21 protein-coding genes are annotated in these 19,582 nt (G+C 60.4%); 10 read left to right on the forward strand and 11 right to left on the reverse strand.

Features of this window, described 5'->3' with window-relative positions; translation table 11 throughout:
- Positions 1 to 3: 3 nt before the first annotated feature.
- The 4 genes from ACP7AJ_RS10485 to egtB form a co-directional block, all read right to left on the reverse strand.
- The gene (locus tag ACP7AJ_RS10485; protein ID WP_426060145.1) at positions 4 to 1,377 is read right to left on the reverse strand and encodes an MATE family efflux transporter; all 1,374 of its coding nucleotides are present in this window, start codon (positions 1,375 to 1,377) and stop codon (positions 4 to 6) included.
- A 147-nt stretch (positions 1,378 to 1,524) separates the two neighbouring features.
- On the reverse strand, positions 1,525 to 2,649 hold the full coding sequence (locus tag ACP7AJ_RS10490; RefSeq protein WP_426060146.1) for a pyridoxal phosphate-dependent aminotransferase: 1,125 nt from the start codon (positions 2,647 to 2,649) through the stop codon (positions 1,525 to 1,527).
- 118 nt (positions 2,650 to 2,767) lie between these two features.
- Positions 2,768 to 3,727: an L-histidine N(alpha)-methyltransferase gene (gene egtD, locus ACP7AJ_RS10495; RefSeq protein WP_426060147.1), complete on the reverse strand. Its 960-nt coding sequence runs from the start codon at positions 3,725 to 3,727 to the stop codon at positions 2,768 to 2,770.
- A 125-nt stretch (positions 3,728 to 3,852) separates the two neighbouring features.
- Positions 3,853 to 5,163, reverse strand: a complete 1,311-nt coding sequence (gene egtB / locus ACP7AJ_RS10500) for an ergothioneine biosynthesis protein EgtB (RefSeq protein WP_426060148.1) — start codon at positions 5,161 to 5,163, stop codon at positions 3,853 to 3,855.
- A gap of 268 nt (positions 5,164 to 5,431) precedes the next feature.
- Here egtB and ACP7AJ_RS10505 point away from each other — a divergent pair, with 268 nt between their 5' ends.
- From ACP7AJ_RS10505 to ACP7AJ_RS10520, 4 genes are all read left to right on the forward strand, one after another.
- Complete coding sequence (locus ACP7AJ_RS10505) at positions 5,432 to 5,701, forward strand: KGG domain-containing protein (protein ID WP_426060149.1); 270 nt, start codon at positions 5,432 to 5,434, stop codon at positions 5,699 to 5,701.
- Between the two features lie 39 nt (positions 5,702 to 5,740).
- Entirely contained in the window at positions 5,741 to 6,811 is a 1,071-nt protein-coding gene (locus ACP7AJ_RS10510; RefSeq protein WP_426060150.1) for an o-succinylbenzoate synthase, read from the forward strand.
- Positions 6,812 to 6,879: 68 nt separating this feature from the next.
- Positions 6,880 to 8,142 (forward strand): aspartyl protease family protein, encoded by a 1,263-nt coding sequence (locus ACP7AJ_RS10515; RefSeq protein WP_426060151.1) that lies wholly within the window; start codon positions 6,880 to 6,882, stop codon positions 8,140 to 8,142.
- A 60-nt stretch (positions 8,143 to 8,202) separates the two neighbouring features.
- Positions 8,203 to 8,583 carry a DUF423 domain-containing protein gene (locus ACP7AJ_RS10520; RefSeq protein WP_426060152.1) on the forward strand — a complete coding sequence of 127 codons (381 nt, stop codon included), beginning with the start codon at positions 8,203 to 8,205 and terminating at the stop codon, positions 8,581 to 8,583.
- A gap of 100 nt (positions 8,584 to 8,683) precedes the next feature.
- Here ACP7AJ_RS10520 and ACP7AJ_RS10525 read toward each other — a convergent pair whose 3' ends face one another.
- The 3 genes from ACP7AJ_RS10525 to ACP7AJ_RS10535 all read right to left on the reverse strand — a co-directional run bounded on the left by ACP7AJ_RS10525 (position 8,684) and on the right by ACP7AJ_RS10535 (position 11,497).
- Positions 8,684 to 9,238 carry a DUF1573 domain-containing protein gene (locus tag ACP7AJ_RS10525; protein WP_426060153.1) on the reverse strand — a complete coding sequence of 185 codons (555 nt, stop codon included), beginning with the start codon at positions 9,236 to 9,238 and terminating at the stop codon, positions 8,684 to 8,686.
- 228 nt (positions 9,239 to 9,466) lie between these two features.
- Positions 9,467 to 10,897, reverse strand: coding sequence for an ATP-dependent DNA helicase (locus ACP7AJ_RS10530; RefSeq protein WP_426060154.1), 1,431 nt, complete (start codon positions 10,895 to 10,897; stop codon positions 9,467 to 9,469).
- Between the two features lie 141 nt (positions 10,898 to 11,038).
- Complete coding sequence (locus ACP7AJ_RS10535) at positions 11,039 to 11,497, reverse strand: PaaI family thioesterase (protein WP_426060155.1); 459 nt, start codon at positions 11,495 to 11,497, stop codon at positions 11,039 to 11,041.
- A 229-nt stretch (positions 11,498 to 11,726) separates the two neighbouring features.
- Between ACP7AJ_RS10535 and ACP7AJ_RS10540 the strand changes: the two genes are divergently transcribed.
- The 4 genes from ACP7AJ_RS10540 (at position 11,727) to coaD (ending at position 14,511) form a co-directional block, all read left to right on the forward strand.
- On the forward strand, positions 11,727 to 12,302 hold the full coding sequence (locus ACP7AJ_RS10540; RefSeq protein ID WP_426060156.1) for a DUF4126 domain-containing protein: 576 nt from the start codon (positions 11,727 to 11,729) through the stop codon (positions 12,300 to 12,302).
- Between the two features lie 131 nt (positions 12,303 to 12,433).
- Complete coding sequence (locus tag ACP7AJ_RS10545; protein WP_426060157.1) at positions 12,434 to 12,949, forward strand: NUDIX domain-containing protein; 516 nt, start codon at positions 12,434 to 12,436, stop codon at positions 12,947 to 12,949.
- A gap of 114 nt (positions 12,950 to 13,063) precedes the next feature.
- Positions 13,064 to 13,939, forward strand: coding sequence for a DUF3822 family protein (locus tag ACP7AJ_RS10550; protein ID WP_426060158.1), 876 nt, complete (start codon positions 13,064 to 13,066; stop codon positions 13,937 to 13,939).
- Between the two features lie 104 nt (positions 13,940 to 14,043).
- Positions 14,044 to 14,511 carry a pantetheine-phosphate adenylyltransferase gene (gene coaD, locus ACP7AJ_RS10555; RefSeq protein WP_426060159.1) on the forward strand — a complete coding sequence of 156 codons (468 nt, stop codon included), beginning with the start codon at positions 14,044 to 14,046 and terminating at the stop codon, positions 14,509 to 14,511.
- A gap of 7 nt (positions 14,512 to 14,518) precedes the next feature.
- On the opposite strand, the gene ACP7AJ_RS10560 is transcribed toward coaD, so the two are convergent.
- Entirely contained in the window at positions 14,519 to 14,962 is a 444-nt protein-coding gene (locus ACP7AJ_RS10560; protein ID WP_426060160.1) for a hypothetical protein, read from the reverse strand.
- Positions 14,963 to 15,014: 52 nt separating this feature from the next.
- Positions 15,015 to 15,719: an NUDIX hydrolase gene (locus ACP7AJ_RS10565; protein ID WP_426060161.1), complete on the reverse strand. Its 705-nt coding sequence runs from the start codon at positions 15,717 to 15,719 to the stop codon at positions 15,015 to 15,017.
- A 137-nt stretch (positions 15,720 to 15,856) separates the two neighbouring features.
- On the opposite strand from ACP7AJ_RS10565, the gene ACP7AJ_RS10570 reads away from it, so the two are divergent.
- Positions 15,857 to 16,363: a metallophosphoesterase family protein gene (locus ACP7AJ_RS10570; RefSeq protein ID WP_426060162.1), complete on the forward strand. Its 507-nt coding sequence runs from the start codon at positions 15,857 to 15,859 to the stop codon at positions 16,361 to 16,363.
- Positions 16,364 to 16,533: 170 nt separating this feature from the next.
- Here ACP7AJ_RS10570 and ACP7AJ_RS10575 read toward each other — a convergent pair whose 3' ends face one another.
- On the reverse strand, positions 16,534 to 16,911 hold the full coding sequence (locus ACP7AJ_RS10575) for a hypothetical protein (RefSeq protein WP_426060163.1): 378 nt from the start codon (positions 16,909 to 16,911) through the stop codon (positions 16,534 to 16,536).
- A gap of 236 nt (positions 16,912 to 17,147) precedes the next feature.
- On the opposite strand from ACP7AJ_RS10575, the gene ltaE reads away from it, so the two are divergent.
- On the forward strand, positions 17,148 to 18,227 hold the full coding sequence (gene ltaE / locus ACP7AJ_RS10580; protein WP_426060164.1) for a low-specificity L-threonine aldolase: 1,080 nt from the start codon (positions 17,148 to 17,150) through the stop codon (positions 18,225 to 18,227).
- A 90-nt stretch (positions 18,228 to 18,317) separates the two neighbouring features.
- Here the strand turns inward: ltaE and nhaA are convergent, their stop codons facing one another.
- A complete protein-coding gene (nhaA, locus tag ACP7AJ_RS10585) occupies positions 18,318 to 19,511 on the reverse strand; it encodes a Na+/H+ antiporter NhaA (RefSeq protein WP_426060165.1) in 1,194 nt (397 codons plus the stop codon).
- Positions 19,512 to 19,582: the final 71 nt, after the last annotated feature.

The raw sequence follows: 19,582 nt of genomic DNA on the forward strand, positions 1-19,582 counted from the left end.
TGCCTACACGGTCGCGGGTTCCTCGGCCGAGGCGGCCAGCGTAGCGGCAAACTCGGGCTCCGTCTCGCGCATGAAGCGCAGGAGCAGCACCACGGCCACAATTGTGAGGCCCACGAGTAGCCCGGTCCACACGCCGGGTGCCCCCATGCCGAGCTTAAAGCCCAGAAAATACCCCAGGGGCAACGCCACCGCCCAATAAGCCAGCAAAGCCACCACAGATGGCACTTTAACATCTTCCAGCCCGCGCAAAGCTCCCAGGCCAACCACCTGCAGGCCGTCGGAAACCTGAAACAGCGCCGCCACCAGCAGCAGGGTGCTGGCCTGGGCCACCACCTGCGGGTCGGTGATGTAGACGTACGGCACTATGTGGCGTGTCATAATCAACAGCGCTGCCATGACGCCCATGAACGCAAACGTGAGCCAATAAGCAGCAAACCCGGCTTGGCGGGCGGCCCCCAGGTTGCCCGACCCGCGCAGGTTGCCCACCCGGATAGTGGCGGCCGCCGCAATGCCGCTAGCCGCCATGTAGGTCATGCTGGCCACGTCGATGGCCACTTTGTGAGCCGCCTCGGTGGTCACACTCAGCCAACCAGCCATGAGCAGCGACAAGCCAAAGGCGCCTACTTCCAAGGCCATTTGCACGCCAATAGGCGCACCCAGGTCGGCGGCCCGGCGAATGGTGGCACTGGCAGGCAGCAGGCTGGTGACAGCCGCGCGCTCTTCGCGCAGGCGTTTGGCGTTCAGCACATAGGCGGCCATGAATGCCGCCATCATGCCCCGGGCAATGAGCGTGGCCCAGGCCGAGCCCATCATACCCATTTCGGGCGCCCCCCACCGGCCGTAAACAAACGCGTAGCAGAGCACACCGTTCAGGCCGTTGGCGAGTATGGAAAGCCACATGGCTTGCTGTGTGAGACCCAGCCCCGCCGCAAACTCCCGAAAGCCCTGAAACACCATGAGCGGAAACAGCGACAAGCTGATGACCTGCACCCAGGGGCCGGCCAGCCGCACCACTTCGGCGGGCTGCCCCAGCAGGTACAGCAACGACGGTAGCAGCTGGCCCAGCCCGGCCAGCACCAGTCCGGCCAGTGCGCTCATCCACACCGAAGCCACCAGCAGGCGACCCAGTTCGGGAAGGTCGCGGCGGCCATCGGCGGCGGCTACCAGGGGCACCGTGCCCATGCTCAGGCCAATGCCCAGCACCAGCAGCACGCTGGTGGTGCTCACCCCTACCCCTACCGCGGCCAAGGGCACCTTCCCAATGTGGCCGACCACCACCGAATCGACAAAATTTACAAGTACGTGGCCCAGCTGCGACAGCATGACCGGGTAAGCGAGCAGCAGCGTGGGACGCAGATGCGGACGAAGTTTTTCCAACTTAACAAACAAAATCAACCGGCCACCTAGCCGGCCGCAAAGGTACGCCCGCCGGCTTGCGGGGCACTCCCAGCAAGGGAGCCGTGGCGGCTAAAGCACCTGCCACAGACGCCGCAAGCCCGGGCTTTGTTCCCCAAGGCCGTTAACTTAGGCTACGGGCTGGGCCAGTACACCCTGCATGCGGACCAAGGCTTCCCGTAGGTCGGCCTCTGGCACTGCATAGGACAGCCGCACGAAGCCCGGGGCACCGCACGTAGCACCATCCACTACCTCCACCCCGGCGGCCCCCAGCTGCTGCACCAGCTGCGCTGACGCAGCGGCAGCGGGCAACTCAGGGCTGAGCCAGCGGGTGAAATCGGCAAACACGTAGTACGTGCCCTCGGGCATAATTACAGCAGGCGCATCTGGCAGACTGGACAAGCCATCCAACAGGATTTGCCTTGTCAATTTCAATTGCTCGCACAGCAACCTGCTAATGGCCTCGGCCTGCTGGGTGGCGGCCAGGGCCGCCGCCTGCACCGGCACGGGCACCGCCGCCCCAGTGGCGAATATTCGGGCCGTTACCGCTTCGGCGAGGGCCACTGGCGCTACCAGGTGCCCCACCCCCCACCCGGCCAACGCCAGCGACTTGGAAAAGCCGCTCACCACCACGTGCCGCTGGTGCGGGTCGGGCAGGGCCAGCAGGGTGGGCACGGGTTTGGGGCCAAAGGAAATTCCTTCGTAAATCTCATCGCTGAGCACCCACAGGTCGGGGAAATCCTGGGTTACGGCCAGCAGTTCCGCCCATTCTGCCCGAGAGTACACGCGGCCGGTGGGATTGTTGGGGTTGCTGAGCAGCAGCAGCCGGGTGTTGGGCTTGAGCTCTGTTCGTAGTGTTTCGGGCAAAAGCTCGTAGTTCGTGGCAGCGGCCAGCGGCAGGGGGCGAAGGGTGCCACCCGCCCGGTGTACCAGTTCCTGAAAGCCAAACCAGTTCGGGGTTGGCATCAGCACGTCGTCGCCGGGCCGGAGCATTTCGCTAAGAAGGGCAAAAAGGCCGGTTTTGGCCCCGGTTGTTACCACCACTTGCTCGGCGGTGATGGTAGTGGCGCCGCGCTGCTGGTAGCGCTGGGCAAGTGCTTCGCGCAGCTCGGGAAGGCCAGCTGCCGGACTCACTGCCAGCGGGGCCTTATGTTGCTGCACGTTAGCCAGTGCCTGGGCCGCCGCTTCAAGCGCTACGGGTGGAACTGCAAAATTGCCGTAGCCGGAGGCCAGGCTGATGGGTACCGCTGCCATGGATGATGCGCGTTAAGGCTCTCTACGCGAAGAGCCGGTTAGTACCTGCAAATATGCAGGCGCTTCCTGACCTCCTCGGTCGTCCCGATGCACGGCTGGGCGGTTGGCTATCGCCTTACTAGTCTTGGGGGGCCAATACCACATCGGCAAAGTCACCCGCTACGTCGGTGAAAGAGGCCACCACACGCAAGCCGACTTCGGCGGCAAGAGCCTCAATCTGGGGCAGGGTAAATTTGTAAGAGTTTTCGGTGTGAATGACTTCCCAAGCCGCAAAGTCGAAGGTTTCTTCCAGGGCTTCGATGTGCACTTTTTGTGCGCAGGTGCTCACCAAAAACGAGCGTACGGCCCCGTTCAGGGGATTGTAATCGGTGTAGTGCTGCCACTGGCTGAGGTCAAAATCCGCTCCCAGCTCGCGGTTGAGGCGGGTGAGTAGGTTGAGGTTGAAAGCAGCCGTCACGCCCTGGGCATCGTCGTAGGCCGCGCGGATGCGGCGGGGGTCCTTCTGCAGGTCGAAGCCAATGAACAGGCGGTCGGTGGGGGCCAGCGGAGCCGCCAGCTTGCGCAGAAATTCCAGCCGGTCGGCCGGATGAAAATTGCCAATATTGGAGCCGAGAAATAGCACCGCCTTACTGCCCGGGCGGGTGCGCAGCTGCGTGAGGGCCGTAGCGTAGTCCGACACCACGGGCACCACCCGCACGGCGGGCAGCTCGCGGCCCAGGGCCTCCACCAGGCCGGTCATGGCGCCGACTGAGATGTCGACGGGTGCATAGGTAAAATCCGTGCTGACCTGGAGTAATTCGCGCAGCAGCAGCTTGGTTTTGGCTCCATCGCCAGCCCCCAGCTCCACCAGGGCAAACTCTCCGTCGCCCTCCGGACGCAGCGCAGCGGCAATGGCCGGGCCGTGTTCCCGAAATATGGAAAACTCGGCCCGGGTGGGGTAATACTCCGGCAGCTCCATGATTTGCTGAAACAGCCGGCTGCCCGCGTCGTCGTAGAAATACATAGACGACAGAGCTTTGGGCATGCGCTTAAGCCCTTCGGCAACGTGCTGGGCAAACTCAGTGGCAGCAGCCTGCATAACAAGTGAACGGCTGGTATTCATATTAGCGGCCAGAGGCATGGGAAAAGGCCCGAAAGCCTGGTTAGGAGGAATGATTGGCGCAGCCAGAACTCCGAAAAGAATCTTGTCCTGCTCATCAAGAGCTAGCGGGCCAGCCGAATGCCGGTAAACTGCCAGCGCTTGTCGGCGTGGAAAAAGTTGCGGTAGCTGAGGCGGATGTGGTTCTCAGGCGTGGCACAGGAGCCGCCGCGCAACACCAGCTGGTTCACCATAAACTTGCCGTTGTACTCGCCCAGGGCGCCCACCGCGCGTTGGTAGCCCGGGTAAGCATGGTAGGCCGAGTAGGTCCACTCCCAGCAGTCGCCGAGCAGCTGATGGCACTGCGTGGGGTCGGCATCGACGGGCAGTGGCTGCGGGTCCAAGAGGTTGCTCTCCAGCCAAGTGCCTTCGTCGGTGGTGGCCCCAAAGTAGCGGGCGGCGGTTTCCCATTCGGCCTCGGTGGGCAGGCGGGCGCCGGCCCAGTTGGCGTAAGCGTCGGCCTCGTAAAAGCTGATGTGCGTGACGGGCGCGGCGGGGTCTACGGGCTGCAGGCCGTGGTGCGTGAACCGGTGCCAGGTGCCTTTCTTATGCACCCAGTACAACGGCGCTTCCCAGCCTTCGGCCTGGGCCAGGTCCCAGCCCTCCCCCATCCAGTAGCGAAAGTCGCGGTAGCCCCCTGCTTCCAGAAAGGCCAGGTACTCGGCATTGGTCACCAATCGGTTTTGCAGCTCGAACGGCGCCAGCAACGCTTCGTGCGCCGCCAGCTCATTGTCGAAGCAGAAGCCTTCCTCCTGAAACCCGATGCGGTGAATGCCGCCGGGCACTTGCAGAAAGCTGGCAGGCGGAATGGAATCAGCTGAGTTTTCTTTACTGGCGGCCGATTTTCCATTGAGATGGGCGTAAGCCGGAGCCAGCGGACTGGTGCTGAGGATGTACTTAATGTCGGTTGCCAGCAGCTCCTGGTGCTGCTGCTCGTGCTGCAGACCCAGCTCTAGCAGCTCGTAGAAAGTGTCGGGCAGGTCCTCCTCTTCGGTCAGCAGGGCCGACAAGGCCACGTCGACGTGGGCACGGTAAGCCAGCACATCGGCCAGCGGCGGCCGGGAAAGCGTGCCACGGTCGGCACGGTTCACGCGCGAGCCCAAGGAGTTGTAGTATGAGTTGAACAGATAGGCGTAGTCGGGGTGAAATACCTGGTAGCCGGGGGCGTATTCGTTCAGCAGGAAGGTTTCCCAGAACCACGTGGTGTGAGCCAGGTGCCATTTGGGAGGGCTCACGTCGAGCATGGGCTGCACCACAGTGTCTTCGGGCAACAGCGGAGCGCACAGGGCTTGGCTTTGGGCCCGCACCGCCTGGTACCGGCTCAGCCAAGACTGTGTGAGGGCCGGGGCCACTGAGGAAGCATGAAGTTGAGACATAAGCACAGCAGAAAAGGTGACCATCTTCCTAACAGTGCTTGCACTCCCGAGGTTACATTAGGTTGAAAACGCACTTCGGCTACGAATCTTCCGCAGGCGAAATTATAAACACGCAGAACGCTACAGTAAGTACGTAGAAGCTCTTCCGTAGAAAGTGGTATTTATGGGCCTTTTACCTGTAAACCACAACTAAATGAGGGGGTTATAGTAAGATTACGGCCGGTCAAGCTTAAACTTGTAATACACTTAACCTCCTTTCCAAAATACTATGGCATCTTCAATTTCCAATATCGCCAATTCAGCAGCTGCGGCCGCCAAATCGTCCACCCGACCTGCTAACCGCGTAGGGACCAAGAGCCGTCGTGGTTTCGCCGCCATGAGCCCCGAAACCCAGCGCCGCATTGCCAGCGAAGGCGGCAAGGCTTCGCACGCCAGTGGCCGTGGCCACCGTTTCTCGGCCGAAGAGGCCCGCGACGCCGGTCGCAAAGGAGGCTTGGTAAGCCGCCGTGGCAAGACCAACACCAGCACCACTAAGTAAGGCCCAGCCGGAGCACTTGCCACCGCGCATCTTTGCGGCATGCTCCGTCTTCGCTTTACCCAACGCGCGCTGCGTTTCAACTTCCCCGCTCGTACCTCGCGCGGGGACCTGGCAGAACACGTGGCCTGGTACCTGCACCTCGTCGACGACGCCTACCCCGCGGCCGTTGGCATAGGTGAAGCCGCGCCACTAGCAGGACTCAGCCTCGATTACACCCCTGCCTTTCCCAACGCAATAGCCCAGCTTTGCGAACGGTTCAATGCCGGAGCTTTTGCCACCTTCCCGGTGGCCGATGCTCCGGCATTTGTGGGTCCGGGCTATCCGTCGCTGGTGTTTGCCCTCGAAACCACCCTCCTAGACCTGGCCCGGGGCGGCCGCCGGCAGCTTTACCCCAACGCCTTCAGCCAAGGCACGGCGGCTGTGCCCATCAACGGCCTGGTGTGGATGGGCGATGCCCCCTTTATGCGCGAACAGATTCAGCAAAAGCTGGCCGCTGGCTACTCCTGCCTAAAGCTCAAAATCGGCAGCCTGGACTTTGCCACCGAGTTGGCCTTGTTGGCCGAAATCCGGGCCGTGGCCGGCCCCGAGCAGCTTATTTTACGGGTAGACGCCAACGGGGCCTTCTCTCCGGCCGAGGCGCCAGCCAAGCTCGAGCAACTGGCCGCGTTCCATGTGCACTCCATCGAGCAGCCCCTTGCCGCCGGACAGCGGCCAGCCCTGGCAGCGCTCTGTCGCTCCTCCCCCATTCCCATTGCCCTCGACGAGGAGCTGATTGGCGTGAGCGACCCAGCCGAGCGGGCCGCCCTGCTCGACGAGGTCCGTCCGGCCTACATCGTGCTCAAGCCCACACTGCTGGGCGGCCACGCCGCTACCCGGCATTGGATTGCCCTAGCCGAAGAGCGGGGCCTAAGCTGGTGGATGACCTCAGCCCTCGAATCCAACATCGGGCTCAACGCCGTGGCCCAGCTCACGGGCGAATACGACGTGCAAGGCTTTGCCCAGGGCCTGGGCACGGGCCAGCTCTACCACAACAATATAGCCGCTCCACTGTATATCGAACGCGGCGCCTTGCGCTACGACCCCGCCGGGCCCTGGGAACGGCCAACGTAATACGACCCCGCTAGGTAAAGGCGCGTCATATTCGCTTAATTTACTAGTCGTGTAAGGCGTGTATGGCTATGGGTGTCTTGCGTTTTGTGTTTCTGCTGCTTTTCCTAGGCATTGGCTGGGAAGGCGCAGACGTGCACGCTCAGCCGGCCAATGCCCCAGCCCCGTTCACTTTTCTGCAAGCCGGCCGCAACAAAGCCCGAGTACCCATTGCGTTACATCGCAACCTGTTGGTGGTAACCGGCACCTTGAACGGGTTTGGCCCGTTTAATTTCCTGCTGGATACCGGCGTCAACACTTCCATTATCACGAGAGCGGCGCTCGGCGATTCCCTGGGGCTGCGCCGAGGGCAGCTGTTCCGGGTAGTGGGCGCGGGCGGCGCCGACACGGGCTTGCAGGCTTACCAGACCGACAGTGTGCGGGTGCAGTTTCCTGGCGTGGTGGCACCGCACATGACCTGGCTGGTGCTTTCCGAAGACGTCCTGAACCTGTCCGGCTACATTGGAGTGCCCATCCACGGCATTCTGGGCTCCGAGCTGTTTCGCAGCTTCGTCGTTACCCTCCGACCCGACGAGGGCCGGATGCTGCTGGAGAACCCAGCCACTTACCGTGCGCCCCACGGCCGGCGGTGGTCGTCGGTGCCGCTTACGCTGCAAAAAAACAAAGCATACCTAACGGCCACCGTGCAACTCACCGATTCGCTGACACTGCCCCTGAAGCTGGTGCTCGACACTGGCGCCAGCCACGCGCTTTCTCTCGAGCTCGATTCGGACCCCCGCCTCGTGGCGCCCGCCCCGCGCCTGGCTGCCGACCTGGGCCGGGGCCTCACGGGGCTGGTGCAAGGCTACCTGGGGCGCGTGGCAAACCTGCAGTTGGGCCGCTACACCCTGCGCTCCGTGCTAACCTCCTACCCCAACGCAGCCGACGTTCATCGCCGGGCCGAAGTGCACCGCAACGGCAACGTGGGCTATGAACTGCTGAAACGCTTTTCCCTGGTTGTCGACTACCCACACCAGCGCCTGCTGCTGCGGCCCAACCCGAAGTTTCGGGACCCGTTTGAGCATGACATGTGCGGCATCGAGCTGCTCGCCCTCGGCCCTGATTTTCGGCGCTATCTGATTTTGCGCGTCATGCCCAATTCGCCGGCTGCCGCCGCAGGCCTGCAAGTAGACGACGAACTGCTGAGCATCAATTTCTTGCCGGCCAGCTCCTTTAGCCTCACTCAGCTGGACCGCATGCTGCACTCTGAGAACGGCCGGGCCCTGCTCCTGATACTGCGCCGGGCCGATGGCAACCTGCACACGGCCACCGTGCGCCTCAAGCGTCAAATCTGAGCACGGCCGCGGCCCGTGGGCCGTACCTTCGCGCATTCGTTCTCCTTACCCAACTCGTTCATGACTGCTCGTCTTCTCCTTCAACTTACGGCCCTGCTGGGTGGGCTGGGCGTGGCCATTGGGGCATTTGGCGCCCATGCGCTGCGCGAATCCCTGGTTAAGGCCGGCCGCCTCGACACGTTCGAAACCGCCGTGCGCTACCAGTTTTACCACGTGCTGGCGTTGCTCGCCATCGGAGTGCTGTGGGCCGTACGCCCCGAGCTGCGGGCGCTGGGTCTCACGGGCTGGCTGTGGCTGGGCGGCATCGTCGTTTTTAGTGGCTCGCTCTACGCGTTGTGCTTCACGGGCATCACCAAGCTTGGGGCCGTAGCGCCCGTGGGAGGCCTGCTGCTGATGGCCGGCTGGGTGAGCTTGCTGCTGGCCTTGCGCAAGCTGTCGTAGCCAGTTCCGTTGCTGGCAGGCTTTGCCAGCTGTGTTGACAAACAAAAAGGGCCATCCGCTTGCGCAGATGGCCCTTTTTAGGATAATAGCCTTAGGTGAATTACTTCACCTTGGCTTTGAATTTAGCGTCGGAGGTCTTCTCCTTCACTTTCTTGCTCTCGCCTTTCGTTGCACCGGTTGCGGCCACGGCCGAGCCGTTGGCGTCTACGCGCGTGCTGCTGGTTGCGCTGGAAGTAGCCGAAGCTTCTTTCACCTCGCCAACCAACGACACCGTAGCGCTGCCAGCTGGCGCGTTCGACTCCACGGTCAGCACTTTGTTCTGCATACCCAGCTTACCAGCCGTATTGAAGTGGGCGGTGATGCTACCGGTTTTGCCGGGCATTACCGGGGACTTGGTCCACTCCGGGGTGGTGCAGCCGCAGCTTACGCCAATGTTAGAAATGACGAGGGGAGCCGTACCGGTGTTCTTGAACTTGAAGGTATGGTCAACCACCGCGCCCTGGGCTACGGAACCGAAGTCGAACTTCGACTCTTCGAACGTGATGGCGGGGCCGGCAACCGGGCCAACCGCTTTGGTGACATTCTGGACAGCCTGGGCCTGGGCAGTGTAAGCTGCGGCAGTCAGGCTAAGGGCGAGGAGCAAGGATTTTTTCATGGGGCAGGTATTGATGAGATTGAGAGCTTTCGCTTGAAGTTGCTGGGTTTAACAAATTTACTGGATTTAAGCTGCCAGGCAAATTTACTACCAAACTACCTCTGGGTGCTTAAATCGGCCATAAAGTCCTCCCTAACCAAGGCATTAGCTTTTAAATTCTTCGGCATAGGAAAATTTGCGTGTAGCCTATGCAGTCAGATGCCGAATAGGCAACAAGAGTCGCGAGTCTTAGTCCGGCTCAACGGGGTCGCTGAGCAGCTTGGCTTGAAAATTCAGCAAAAACAGTCGCTCCGAAGCGCGGGTAATGGCCGTGTAGAGCCAGCGCGCAAACTCGCCTGCCAAGGGCTCGTCGGGCTTGATGAAACCGTGGTCGACGAACACGGCCTGCCACTGCCCGCCCTGTGCCTTGTGGCAGGTAAGGGCATAGGCAAACTTCACCTGCAGCGCGTTTAAATACGGGTCCTTGCGCATCTCCTTGTAGCGCTCCGACTTGGTTTTGAGGTGGGCATAGTCCTCGCTCACGGCCATATACAGGGCGTTATTGCGGTCGGAGGGCAGGGCTGGGCTTTCGGTGTGCAGGGTATCGAGCAGCAGCTTGACCTCTATTTGAGGCTCATCGGGGTAGTCGACAAGCCGCACTTGAGCCTGGGCAAAATGGAAGCCGTAGACCTCCTCGCGGCGAATTATCTTAGTAATTTCCAGGAAGTCGCCATTGGCCAAAAAGCCAATTTCCGATTCCTTGGGCAGCCAGAAGTAGTTGTTGCGCACCACCATGAGGTAGTCGCCGCCTTCAATCTCCTCCTCGGCATCGAACAGCGCCCGCCGAATGAGCTGGTTGTACTGGTTGGCGTTGCGGTTGGAGCGGCAGATGATGGTGGTGTTTTCGTGGCCAAAGTTGCGATAGGCCCAGCGCAGGCCGTCTTCCAGCTTGTCGCCACCCATCTTAAAAATGTCGCCAAAGCCCTTGGTGTGCAACTGAATGTTGGGGGCTTCCTCGCGTAATTCCTCGCGTAGCTCGGTGGCGTTCACCAGAATGCCTGATTCCTGAGCCTGGCGCATCACCTGGCGCAACTCTACGCTGCCCACGTGGGCTCGGAAGCGGTGGGCCAGCAACTCGGGGTCGAGGGCGGGGCTCAGGAGCTGGCCTACCGGCGGCAGCTGTGCCGTATCGCCGATGAGCAGGAGCTTGTTGCTCGTTTTCTCGAATACAAAGCCCATCAAATCGTCGAGCAGGCCGCTTTCGCCAAAGGCTTTCTCGTCCGAAATCATCGAGGCCTCGTCCACGATGTACAGGGTTTGCTCGGCGCGGTTGGGCTGGCGCTGAAAGTTGAGCCGCTCGCTGGGCGAGCCGGAGGTTTGGCGGTATATTTTTTTGTGGATGGTGCTGGCTGCCACGCCCGCGTAGCCGGCCATTACCTTGGCGGCGCGGCCGGTGGGGGCCATCAGGGTATAGCGGCGCTGCAACTTGTGCAGCCACTGCACTAAGGCACTCACCACGGTGGTTTTGCCGGTGCCCGCGTAGCCGCGCAGCACAAACACCTTGCGCCCCGGCAGGTCATCTTTTAGAAACGCATCGAGCTGCGTGAAAAGCAGGGCCTGGTCGTCGGTGGGCTCGTAGGGGAAATAATCCCGAACGGAGGGAGTGCGGAGTTTTAACATAGGTATCAAATAAGCTGCTTTTCCCTCAGCGTTAGAAACAGGGTTGCAGCTGCTGGAAAGAAGAATTCCAGGTAGTTTCTCTCAACATAAGCCGAGGCGTAAACGTCCGCTTTGCAAGTGGTTCACGCATTTTTTTTTCGGCTATTGCTGGGGCTCAATCGCCACCATCGTAGCACTGGCTTTGGCAATGAGCAAGTCATCGCACCACACCTCCGCCTCACAGAACTGCAGCCGCCGCCCGGCTTTCAACACCCAACCGATGGCTTTTAATTTCTGACCGACGCCGGGGTGCAGGTAGGAAATCTTTAAGTCGGAGGTTACTAGGCCATAATCATCCGGAATGAGGGTGACCCCGGCGAACCCGGCCACCAAATCGGCCATGGTGGCGATAAGCCCGCCGTGGGCAAAGCCGCGCTGCTGCTGGTGCTGCTCGCCCAAGACTAGTTCGGCCTCCACGCGACCGGGGGTTATCGCCGTCAAATCGGCACCAATGAGGTGCATGAAGCGCTGGCGCGTGAGCTTGCGGCGGATGCGCGCTTCGAGGTCGCTGGGTACGGTTTCGGCTGCCGAAGTAGGAGCGGAATTCGGGTTAGAAGACACAGGGAATTACTTATGTTTGCCAGCCAGCCGGGCCTTAAACCACATGCGCGCTGAGTTATGTACTAGGATATACTTTGAGCCGTTGCCAAGAACTTTTTAGTGCCTACAAACAGCCCTTTGAGACAATAAAGCTGCCCTTGGCTCGGGCTATCAAAGGTACTGCCTCAGCGGCGGGTCCTGCTTATTCATCCATTTTTTAGACCCACCCCCGATGGAACAATTGCCAGCAATGCAATACTTCGTGGCAGGCGCCCTGGGCCTGGGACTGGCCGCGTGCAGCGGTTTTAGAGTATTTGTGCCGCTGCTGGCCGCCAGCATGGCCTACCATTTCGGCTACCTCACGCTAGCGGCCGGGTTTGTTTGGCTGGGCAGCTGGACTGCCATGCTCACACTGGCCGCGGCCACGCTGGTAGAAATAGCCGGCTACTATATTCCGGCAGCCGACCACTTGCTCGATACGCTCACCACGCCGACATCATTTGTTGCGGGCACCATCCTCATGACCTCGGCTCTCCCCCACCTCGACCCCACCCTGCGTTGGACGCTGGGTGTGCTGGTAGGTGGCGGCACAGCCGGCTTGGTTCAAACCGCCACGGCCCTGCTGCGCGGTGCCTCCACCGTTGCCACCGGGGGCTTGGGCAACCCGGTGCTGGCCACGGCCGAAAATGCTTTAGCCGTGGGTGGTGTGGCCTTTACGCTGCTGCTGCCCTTGGCAGCGGCCGGCGTGGCGTTGCTCTTCGTAGCGTTCATCATAAGTCAGTTGGGGCGCTGGCGGGCGCGCCGCCGCACCCGAGCCCGGCAATAAACCTTGCCCAGCCCACGCAGGTCCGGGGCTTTTCTTTTTTGGGGCGAAGAAAACAATGTCAGAAATCCAGCGTTAGTCGTACATCTCCGCGCGCTCCCCTATTGGTGGAGTCCGGCTTTCCACGACGCTCAATGCCCAATTTGAAAAGTATTACCCCCGATGCCTTGCTCCAGGCCTACGCCGGCAAGGTGCGGGTCCGGATTGGGGGACTGTTGCTGCGCGACGGCGCCATTTTGCTGGCGGCCCACCGCGGCTTGTTGCCAGAGGGAGCCCCCTTTTGGTCGCCACCGGGCGGCGGCTGGCAGTTTGGCGAGAGCATTCAGGCGGCGTTGGTCCGAGAGTTTCAGGAAGAAACGGGCCTGGATGTGCGGGTAGGCCGTTTCTTGCACCTCCACGAGTTCAGCAACGATAAGCTGCAGGCCTTGGAGCTCTTTTTTGAAGTAGTAGCCCCCAACGATGCCCTGCCCCAGCTGGGCCACGACCCCGAACACACATCCGACCAACAACTGCTGACGGAATTGGCCTGGCTCACCCCCCGCCAGCTAATGCAACTGTCTCCCGCCCAGGTGCATCCGGTACTGCGCATGGTGCTTAGCCTCGATGATATTTTTGTGCCGCAAACCCGGTTTGTGGAGCCGCGGGACTGAGTGATTACAGCCAGAAGCCGGGGGGCGACCCGGGCTAAGTTTCTCACCTCCCCTTCTTCCTAAAGCAAAGCATTATCTTTAGCCCCGGCCACTGGGCCTGTTTAGCTTCGATTCGTGCCTGCTTCCGCTGTTTCTTCGTCTTCTGTTCCCACGGCCACGCCGTCGTTCCTGCTGCGCTTACGCGACGAGACGTTTGACCTTGCCAACCCCGCCGCCTACAACCTTTACTTGCTGGCCGGCCCGGCCCGCCTGTACCTGGCCGTGGCCGATGTGGAGCGGGGGAAATTTGTTGCTCTGGAAGAATACGCCCTGACCGCAGGCGGCGTGCCTGCCCTGGCCGCCCAGCACGATTTTCTGGGCTTGCGCGGCTGGAATGCCGTGCGCCTGGCCGTCACGGGCCGGGCCTTTACGCTGCTGCCCGCTACCCTTTTCCGTCCCGGCGATGAAGCGATGGCCCTGCGCTTGCATCATACCCCCACGCTGGCCGAAACGGTGCGCCACACAACCCACCCCGGCCTGGAATTAGTGAATGTGTTTGCCGCCGACACGGCCCTGGTCGATTGGCTGGCCAGCACGCACGGCCCCACCGGCCGGCTGGTGCACCACACCAGCGCGCTGCTGGCCGGGCTGGTACACCAGCGCGGTGCCGCTGCCCCCCGCCGCCTCTACCTCAACCCCGGCCAGCAAGAACTGACGCTGGTGGTGATGGGCCAGCACCTCGAATACTGCAACGTGTTTTCCTGCACCACCGCCGAGGACGTCGTTTACTACACCATCCTGGTCATGCAGGAGCTGAACCTCGACCCCGACCAAGACGAGGTGACCATTTGGGGGGAACTCACCCCCGATTCTGCTGTTTTCAGCCTGCTGCGCACCTATGTGCGCAACGTTCGGTTTGGCCCCCGACCCGGCAATGTGCACTACAGCTACCGCCTCAACGATGTGTTTGAATACCGGTACTTCGAATTATTCAGCCTGCACTTTTGCTAGTTAATTATCAGCTGTGAATCATGAGTTATGACTTCCCGCTTTGCTTCGAACGACTCGTAGCCTTAAACCCGAATTCATAACTTATAATTTATAACTACCTATCCATGCCCCGTATCGCCATTTTCCCCGGGTCCTTTGACCCTTTCACCAACGGGCACCTCGATATTGTGCGGCGCGGCGTGGGCTTGTTCGATGAAGTAATTGTGGCAATTGGCACCAACAGCAGCAAACAGCGCTACCTGCCCGTAGAACAAATGCAGGAGCTCATTGCCGAGGTGTTTCGGGACGAGCCCCGGGTGTCAGTCCGTACATTCAAGGGCCTCACGGCGGAGTTTGCCCGCGAAACCGGCGCCAGGTACTTGCTGCGTGGCCTGCGCAACAGCCCCGACTTTGAGTACGAAAAGCCCATTGCTTATGGCAATCAGCACGTAAACCCCACCTTGGAAACGGTTTTCCTGCTCACTTCGCCCACGCTGGGTGCCATTAGCAGCACCATTATCCGCGATATTCACCGCTTCGGCGGCAACGTGGAGGCTTTTGTTCCCTTTTCACTGCCTCCGCTGACTAAGTAGCCGCCGCTTATTGGCTGTACTCAGTGGCTATTACCCGCACGCCCAATATCTTGCTCACTTGGCCTACCCGAAAAACGGGCAGCACCAAGTACCGCTCCGAGCTGAGTCGTAAGTTGGCCTCGGCCATGAGTTTGTCTTCGTCGGCCCCCAAAATCAGCAAGTTGCTTACCCGACGCGTGTGGAAATCATAAGAAGCAACCAGCTTCATCCCCTTGTGGTGAAACAGGAGGGTTGAATCCAATTGTTCGTTTTGCTTGGCCAAAGGCACTAGAATTGGGTCAACAAAACCAGTCGGCATCGGCTGGCGCGGTCCAATCTTTTGGCTGAGACCGTCGATGGACAGCGCCAGCAAACTGGGCACGTCCAGTATGGTTTTGTGCTGAACCATGGCTGGGGCACTGCCTGTGGCAAGGTCGTGCGGGGGCTCGTGCGAGCCAGAACAAGCCCCCATTCCCAAAGCAAAAAGCAGCAAAGCAACCGGTCGCATAGACCGCAATATAACACTATTTTCCAGCGGCAGGCGTCACCTTGGCCGGTTTGCCGGCCATGTTGTTGAGGTAATGCCGCACCACCAACGCAATGGAGGCATAAGAGTCCTCAAGCTTGGCCAGAGCTTCCTCTGGCGACATCCACCTAACCTCCTCAATATACTCTTCCGTTTGTGGCTTCATCAGGCTGTCGTCCAAGCACTTCATCAAGTACCAGCTGGTCTTTTTTAGCATCTTATTGCCTTTGTAGGCATAGCTGTGCCACGTGCTGGGTAATTTTTCGCCTAGTTCCAGCTTAATGTTGGTCTCTTCCTCTACTTCGCGCAGGGCACCGGCAGCAGTGTCCTCATCGCTCTTTAGTTTGCCCTTAGGCAAATCCCATTTGCCGAGACGATAAATCATCAGCACCTTGTCGTCTTTCACCACCAGTCCGCCGCCGGCCTTGGCAATTTTGAACTGGTCTTTGAAGTGCAGAATAACGTGCTTCTTCTTTTTCACCAGCATGGTGAGCGAGTTCAGCTTTTTAAGCTTCTTTACTTCCATTAGGCGCAGCAAACGGTCGATGAACAACGGCCCCGCGTCGCGCACCAGCACATCGCCTACCAAGTCTTTTGAGGTAAACTCGTCATCGGGGTTCAAAATCAGGTCGAACTTGTGCTTGTACACTTTTTCGCTGAGCTTTTTGATGACCAGCGGAATGTCGTTGATGAAAATATTCATCGGGATAGGCGAAATAAGAAGATGATGACGGGCAGCGAGTGGCGCCGGGGTCAGTAAATTAAGAAAAAAATATCCTCGGGCAATGGCTGCAAGATACGGGAGCGTACCGATTTGCCGGTCCGCCTCATCTTTGCGGCATGACCCGAATAGGCTTGCTTTCCGACACCCACGGCTACCTCGACGAACGAATAGCGCATCATCTGCGCGATTGCGACGAAATATGGCACGCCGGAGACTTTGGCGACGCCCGCGTAGTGAACGAATTGCAGGGCTTATCGCCGCGCTTTCGGGGCGTGTACGGCAATATCGACGGCTCGGACGTGCGCAGCACGCAGCCATTAGTGCAAGACTTTGAAATTGAGGGACTACGCGTGCTCATGACGCATATTGGCGGTTACCCTGGCCACTATGCGCCGGCGGCCCGGTCCTTGCTGGCGGCTGCGCGGCCGGGCCTGTTCATCACCGGCCATTCGCACATATTGCGGGTGATGCCCGATAAAAAGCTGGGGTTGCTGCACCTAAACCCCGGGGCTGCGGGCCGCCACGGCTTTCACCAGGTACGCACCTTGCTAAGGTTTAGCATTGAGGCCGGCAAGGTGGTCGACCTACAGGCCGTGGAGCTGGGCAAGCGGGCCAGTGGATGAGGCTGTAGGGTCGCACCAGGTAAAGGTCGTGGCGGCATCAAGCCAACAAGCCCCGCCGCCTGACTTGCAGGGGACGGGGCTTGCTGGCTTTGTGGCAATCGCTGCAAACGGGCCGAATGCTTACGCTCAACTGCGTTGGCTTTCCGCTGAGGGCAACGACAAGCGGCTATTTACAGCGCGATTTCGGGCTTTGGGTGTTCGCCGGCCTGGTCGTCTTCGTTCACGGGCTTGGTTACGGCTTCGGCGTCGTCGAAAGCTTCGGCGTTGTCGGCAGCAGTCGTGTCGTTAGAACCCGAAACTACTTCTTTTACCGACTCAACAGCGTCGCTCACTACTTCTTTTACTTTTTCAACGGCAGCAGCGGCAGTGTTTTTCACGGCAGCAACGGCGTCGGTGGTAGCACCAGTCGTCGTGAAACGCGACTTCAGCTCTTCCAAATCAACGTTTTTCAGAACGGGCGTGCGGAGCAGTTCCTTGATGATGTGCTGCTTGTTATTGGCACGGGCAATATTTTTGCGGTGCTTGCGCTTGAGGCGGGTAACGGTCATGATGCCGGAGTGGTTAAAGTCTAGGGGCTTACGAAACGGAGGGCAAAAGTAAGGCTTTCATTTTGAAAGTGCAAGCCCATGAGGCATTTTGCTGAACTACTGCGTATTCGGGCCAGTGAGAACGGGCCGCTTTCGGGCGTTACTTTTGTCTGGGCGACAGCCCCTGCTGCCGGCGGCGCGTCTCAGGGCCCGCTCCGGCCCTTATTATCTTCTCTCAATTAGCCCGGCCTGCTTTTATGTCCTATTCCGCTTTTTCCGTTGATAAGTCAGCTAGTGCTTCCTCCCTGCCCGTGGTTGACCTTCGTTCCGATACTGTAACCCGCCCTTCCCCGGCCATGCTCGCGGCCATGATGGCAGCACCCGTGGGCGACGACGTGTACGACGAAGACCCCACCGTGCGCCGCCTCGAAGAAACTGCCGCTGCGCGCTTTGGCCTGGAGGCGGGCCTGTATTGCCCCTCGGGCACCATGACCAACCAGATTGCCATCAAAGCCCACACCGAGCCGCTGAGCGAAGTTATCTGCGAGCAAACGGCCCACGTTTACCTGTGGGAGGTGGGGGGCATCGCCTTCCATTCCAGTGCCTCGGTGGCGCTGTTGGCTGGCAACCGTGGCCGCCTCACGGCCGAGCAGGTGGAAGGGGCCATCCGGCCCGAGAACCTGCACTACCCTACCACGCGCCTCGTGTGCCTGGAAAACACCCACAACCGCGGCGGCGGCAGCTGCTACAGCTGGGACGACATGGCCGCCATCAGCGACGTAGCCAAGCGGCACGGCCTGGCCCGCCACCTCGACGGCGCCCGTGTTTTCAATGCCTTGGTGGCCACCGGGCAGCGCAGCCAGGACTACAGCCAGCTGTTTGATACTATTTCGGTGTGCCTCTCTAAGGGCCTGGGCGCGCCGGTGGGCTCGGTGCTGCTGGGCTCGGCCGATTTCATCAAGAAAACCAAGCGCATTCGCAAGGTGATGGGCGGGGGCATGCGCCAGGCCGGCTACATTGCTGCGGCGGGCCTCTACGCCCTGGAAAACAACGTGGAGCGCTTGGCCGACGACCACCGCCGAGCCACGCGCCTGGCCGAGGTGCTGCGCCAGCAGCCCTACGTGACGGATGTGCTGAACCCCGAAACCAACCTCGTTATCTTCCGCCTGCACGACAGCCAGCCGGCAGCTGAGTTCTTGGAAACCCTAGAGCAGCAGGGCATCCGGGCCAGCAGCTTCGGGCCGCAGTGGATACGCTTTGTAACGCACCTTGACGTGGATGATGCCGGCATTGCCCGCGTGGAGGAAGCCTTGCAGCAAGTGGCTCAGCTAGCCTAATTTTCAGCAGTTGCTCCTAAACACCAAAGCGGCGGCGCTACGTGTAAAAACGTAGCGCCGCCGCTTTGGTGTTTAGGGGAAGCAGCGATTTTATGCTTTAAGCGGCGAAGCCGAGGCTTCGTCAGCTTTCACAGCGGCCTCTACTTCCTCGGGGTTGTTGGTGAACCAGAGCACGGCGGCACCTAGGGTAGCGGCAACGGCAGAGCCAAGAAGCACGGCCAGCTTGGAAACGTCGATGGCAGCGGGGTCGCGGAAGGCCAACGTGGCGATGAAGATGGCCATGGTGAAGCCGATGCCGGCCGTCAAGCCCAGGCCTACCATCTGGCGCCAGTTGACCTGCGAGGGCAGTTCAGCCAAGCCCATCCGCACCAATAGGGCAACCACGCCCACAATGCCCAGTGGCTTGCCTACCAGCAGCCCAAGCCCGATGCCCAGCGCCAGCGGCGAAGTAAAAATGGGGCCCAGGCCCCCACTCAACACAATAGCTGTGTTGCAGAGCGCAAACATCGGCAGCAGGATGTAGTTGACGGGACGCTGCAGCGCGTGTTCTATGCCCTCGATGCGGTGCTGCGGAATGGTGAGGGCCAGCAGCACGCCGGCCACCGTGGCATGAATGCCCGATTCGAGCACGCAGAACCACAGCACTGCGCCCAGCGCCAGGTAAATGCCAAGCTTGTCAACCTTCAGACGGTTGAGTACCAGTAGCAGGGCAAAAACAGCCGCGCCTCCCACAAGGTAAGCCAGGTGCAGGTTGCCGGAGTAGAAAATGGCGATGATGAGCACGGCCAGCAAGTCGTCGATGATGGCCAGAGCTGTGAGAAAAATGCGGAGACTGGCCGGCACGCGCTTGCCCAGCAGCGCCAGGATGCCCAACGAAAAAGCAATATCAGTAGCCGTGGGCACGGCCCAGCCAGTAGCCCCCGGCGTGCCGTGGGTGAACGCCAAATGCACAAGAGCCGGCGCGGCGACGCCGCCCACAGCGGCCAGAGCAGGCAGCAGGGCCTGGCGCGGCTCTGACAGTTCTCCATCAACGACCTCGCGCTTGATTTCCAGGCCCACCAGGAAGAAGAAAATGGCCATGAGGCCCTCGTTTATCCAGTGAGACACGGATTTGTCCAGAGGGCCGTAGCCTACGTGTAACTCCCACAAGGACAGGTACCTGGCGCTGGCGGCGCTGTTGCTGAGCACTAACGATACAATAGTGGACAGAATGAGCAACAGCCCGGCTAGTTTACCACTTTCAGATAATTCCCGAATGGGACGAAGGACGCGACGAATGGGCATAGAGCAGCTTAGGAAACGACGGCCAAGGCGGGTCGTTGGGTCACAAAAGTACCGCTTACGATTTCCCCAGC

Source organism: Hymenobacter sp. B1770 (genome assembly GCF_049896385.1).
In the GTDB taxonomy this organism is placed as follows: Bacteria; Bacteroidota; Bacteroidia; order Cytophagales; family Hymenobacteraceae; genus Hymenobacter.

Coding starts and splice junctions, on each gene's coding strand:
- ACP7AJ_RS10575 (WP_426060163.1), bottom strand. CDS start 16,911: ATGACCGTTACCCGCCTCAAGCGCAAGCACCGCAAAAATATTGCCCGT.
- ACP7AJ_RS10510 (WP_426060150.1), top strand. CDS start 5,741: ATGCTCCGTCTTCGCTTTACCCAACGCGCGCTGCGTTTCAACTTCCCC.
- nhaA (WP_426060165.1), bottom strand. CDS start 19,511: ATGCCCATTCGTCGCGTCCTTCGTCCCATTCGGGAATTATCTGAAAGT.
- egtD (WP_426060147.1), bottom strand. CDS start 3,727: ATGCAGGCTGCTGCCACTGAGTTTGCCCAGCACGTTGCCGAAGGGCTT.
- ACP7AJ_RS10540 (WP_426060156.1), top strand. CDS start 11,727: ATGCAATACTTCGTGGCAGGCGCCCTGGGCCTGGGACTGGCCGCGTGC.
- ACP7AJ_RS10530 (WP_426060154.1), bottom strand. CDS start 10,897: ATGTTAAAACTCCGCACTCCCTCCGTTCGGGATTATTTCCCCTACGAG.
- ACP7AJ_RS10520 (WP_426060152.1), top strand. CDS start 8,203: ATGACTGCTCGTCTTCTCCTTCAACTTACGGCCCTGCTGGGTGGGCTG.
- ACP7AJ_RS10515 (WP_426060151.1), top strand. CDS start 6,880: ATGGGTGTCTTGCGTTTTGTGTTTCTGCTGCTTTTCCTAGGCATTGGC.
- ACP7AJ_RS10525 (WP_426060153.1), bottom strand. CDS start 9,238: ATGAAAAAATCCTTGCTCCTCGCCCTTAGCCTGACTGCCGCAGCTTAC.
- ACP7AJ_RS10505 (WP_426060149.1), top strand. CDS start 5,432: ATGGCATCTTCAATTTCCAATATCGCCAATTCAGCAGCTGCGGCCGCC.
- egtB (WP_426060148.1), bottom strand. CDS start 5,163: ATGTCTCAACTTCATGCTTCCTCAGTGGCCCCGGCCCTCACACAGTCT.
- ltaE (WP_426060164.1), top strand. CDS start 17,148: ATGTCCTATTCCGCTTTTTCCGTTGATAAGTCAGCTAGTGCTTCCTCC.
- ACP7AJ_RS10565 (WP_426060161.1), bottom strand. CDS start 15,719: ATGAATATTTTCATCAACGACATTCCGCTGGTCATCAAAAAGCTCAGC.
- ACP7AJ_RS10545 (WP_426060157.1), top strand. CDS start 12,434: ATGCCCAATTTGAAAAGTATTACCCCCGATGCCTTGCTCCAGGCCTAC.
- ACP7AJ_RS10560 (WP_426060160.1), bottom strand. CDS start 14,962: ATGGGGGCTTGTTCTGGCTCGCACGAGCCCCCGCACGACCTTGCCACA.
- ACP7AJ_RS10570 (WP_426060162.1), top strand. CDS start 15,857: ATGACCCGAATAGGCTTGCTTTCCGACACCCACGGCTACCTCGACGAA.
- coaD (WP_426060159.1), top strand. CDS start 14,044: ATGCCCCGTATCGCCATTTTCCCCGGGTCCTTTGACCCTTTCACCAAC.
- ACP7AJ_RS10490 (WP_426060146.1), bottom strand. CDS start 2,649: ATGGCAGCGGTACCCATCAGCCTGGCCTCCGGCTACGGCAATTTTGCA.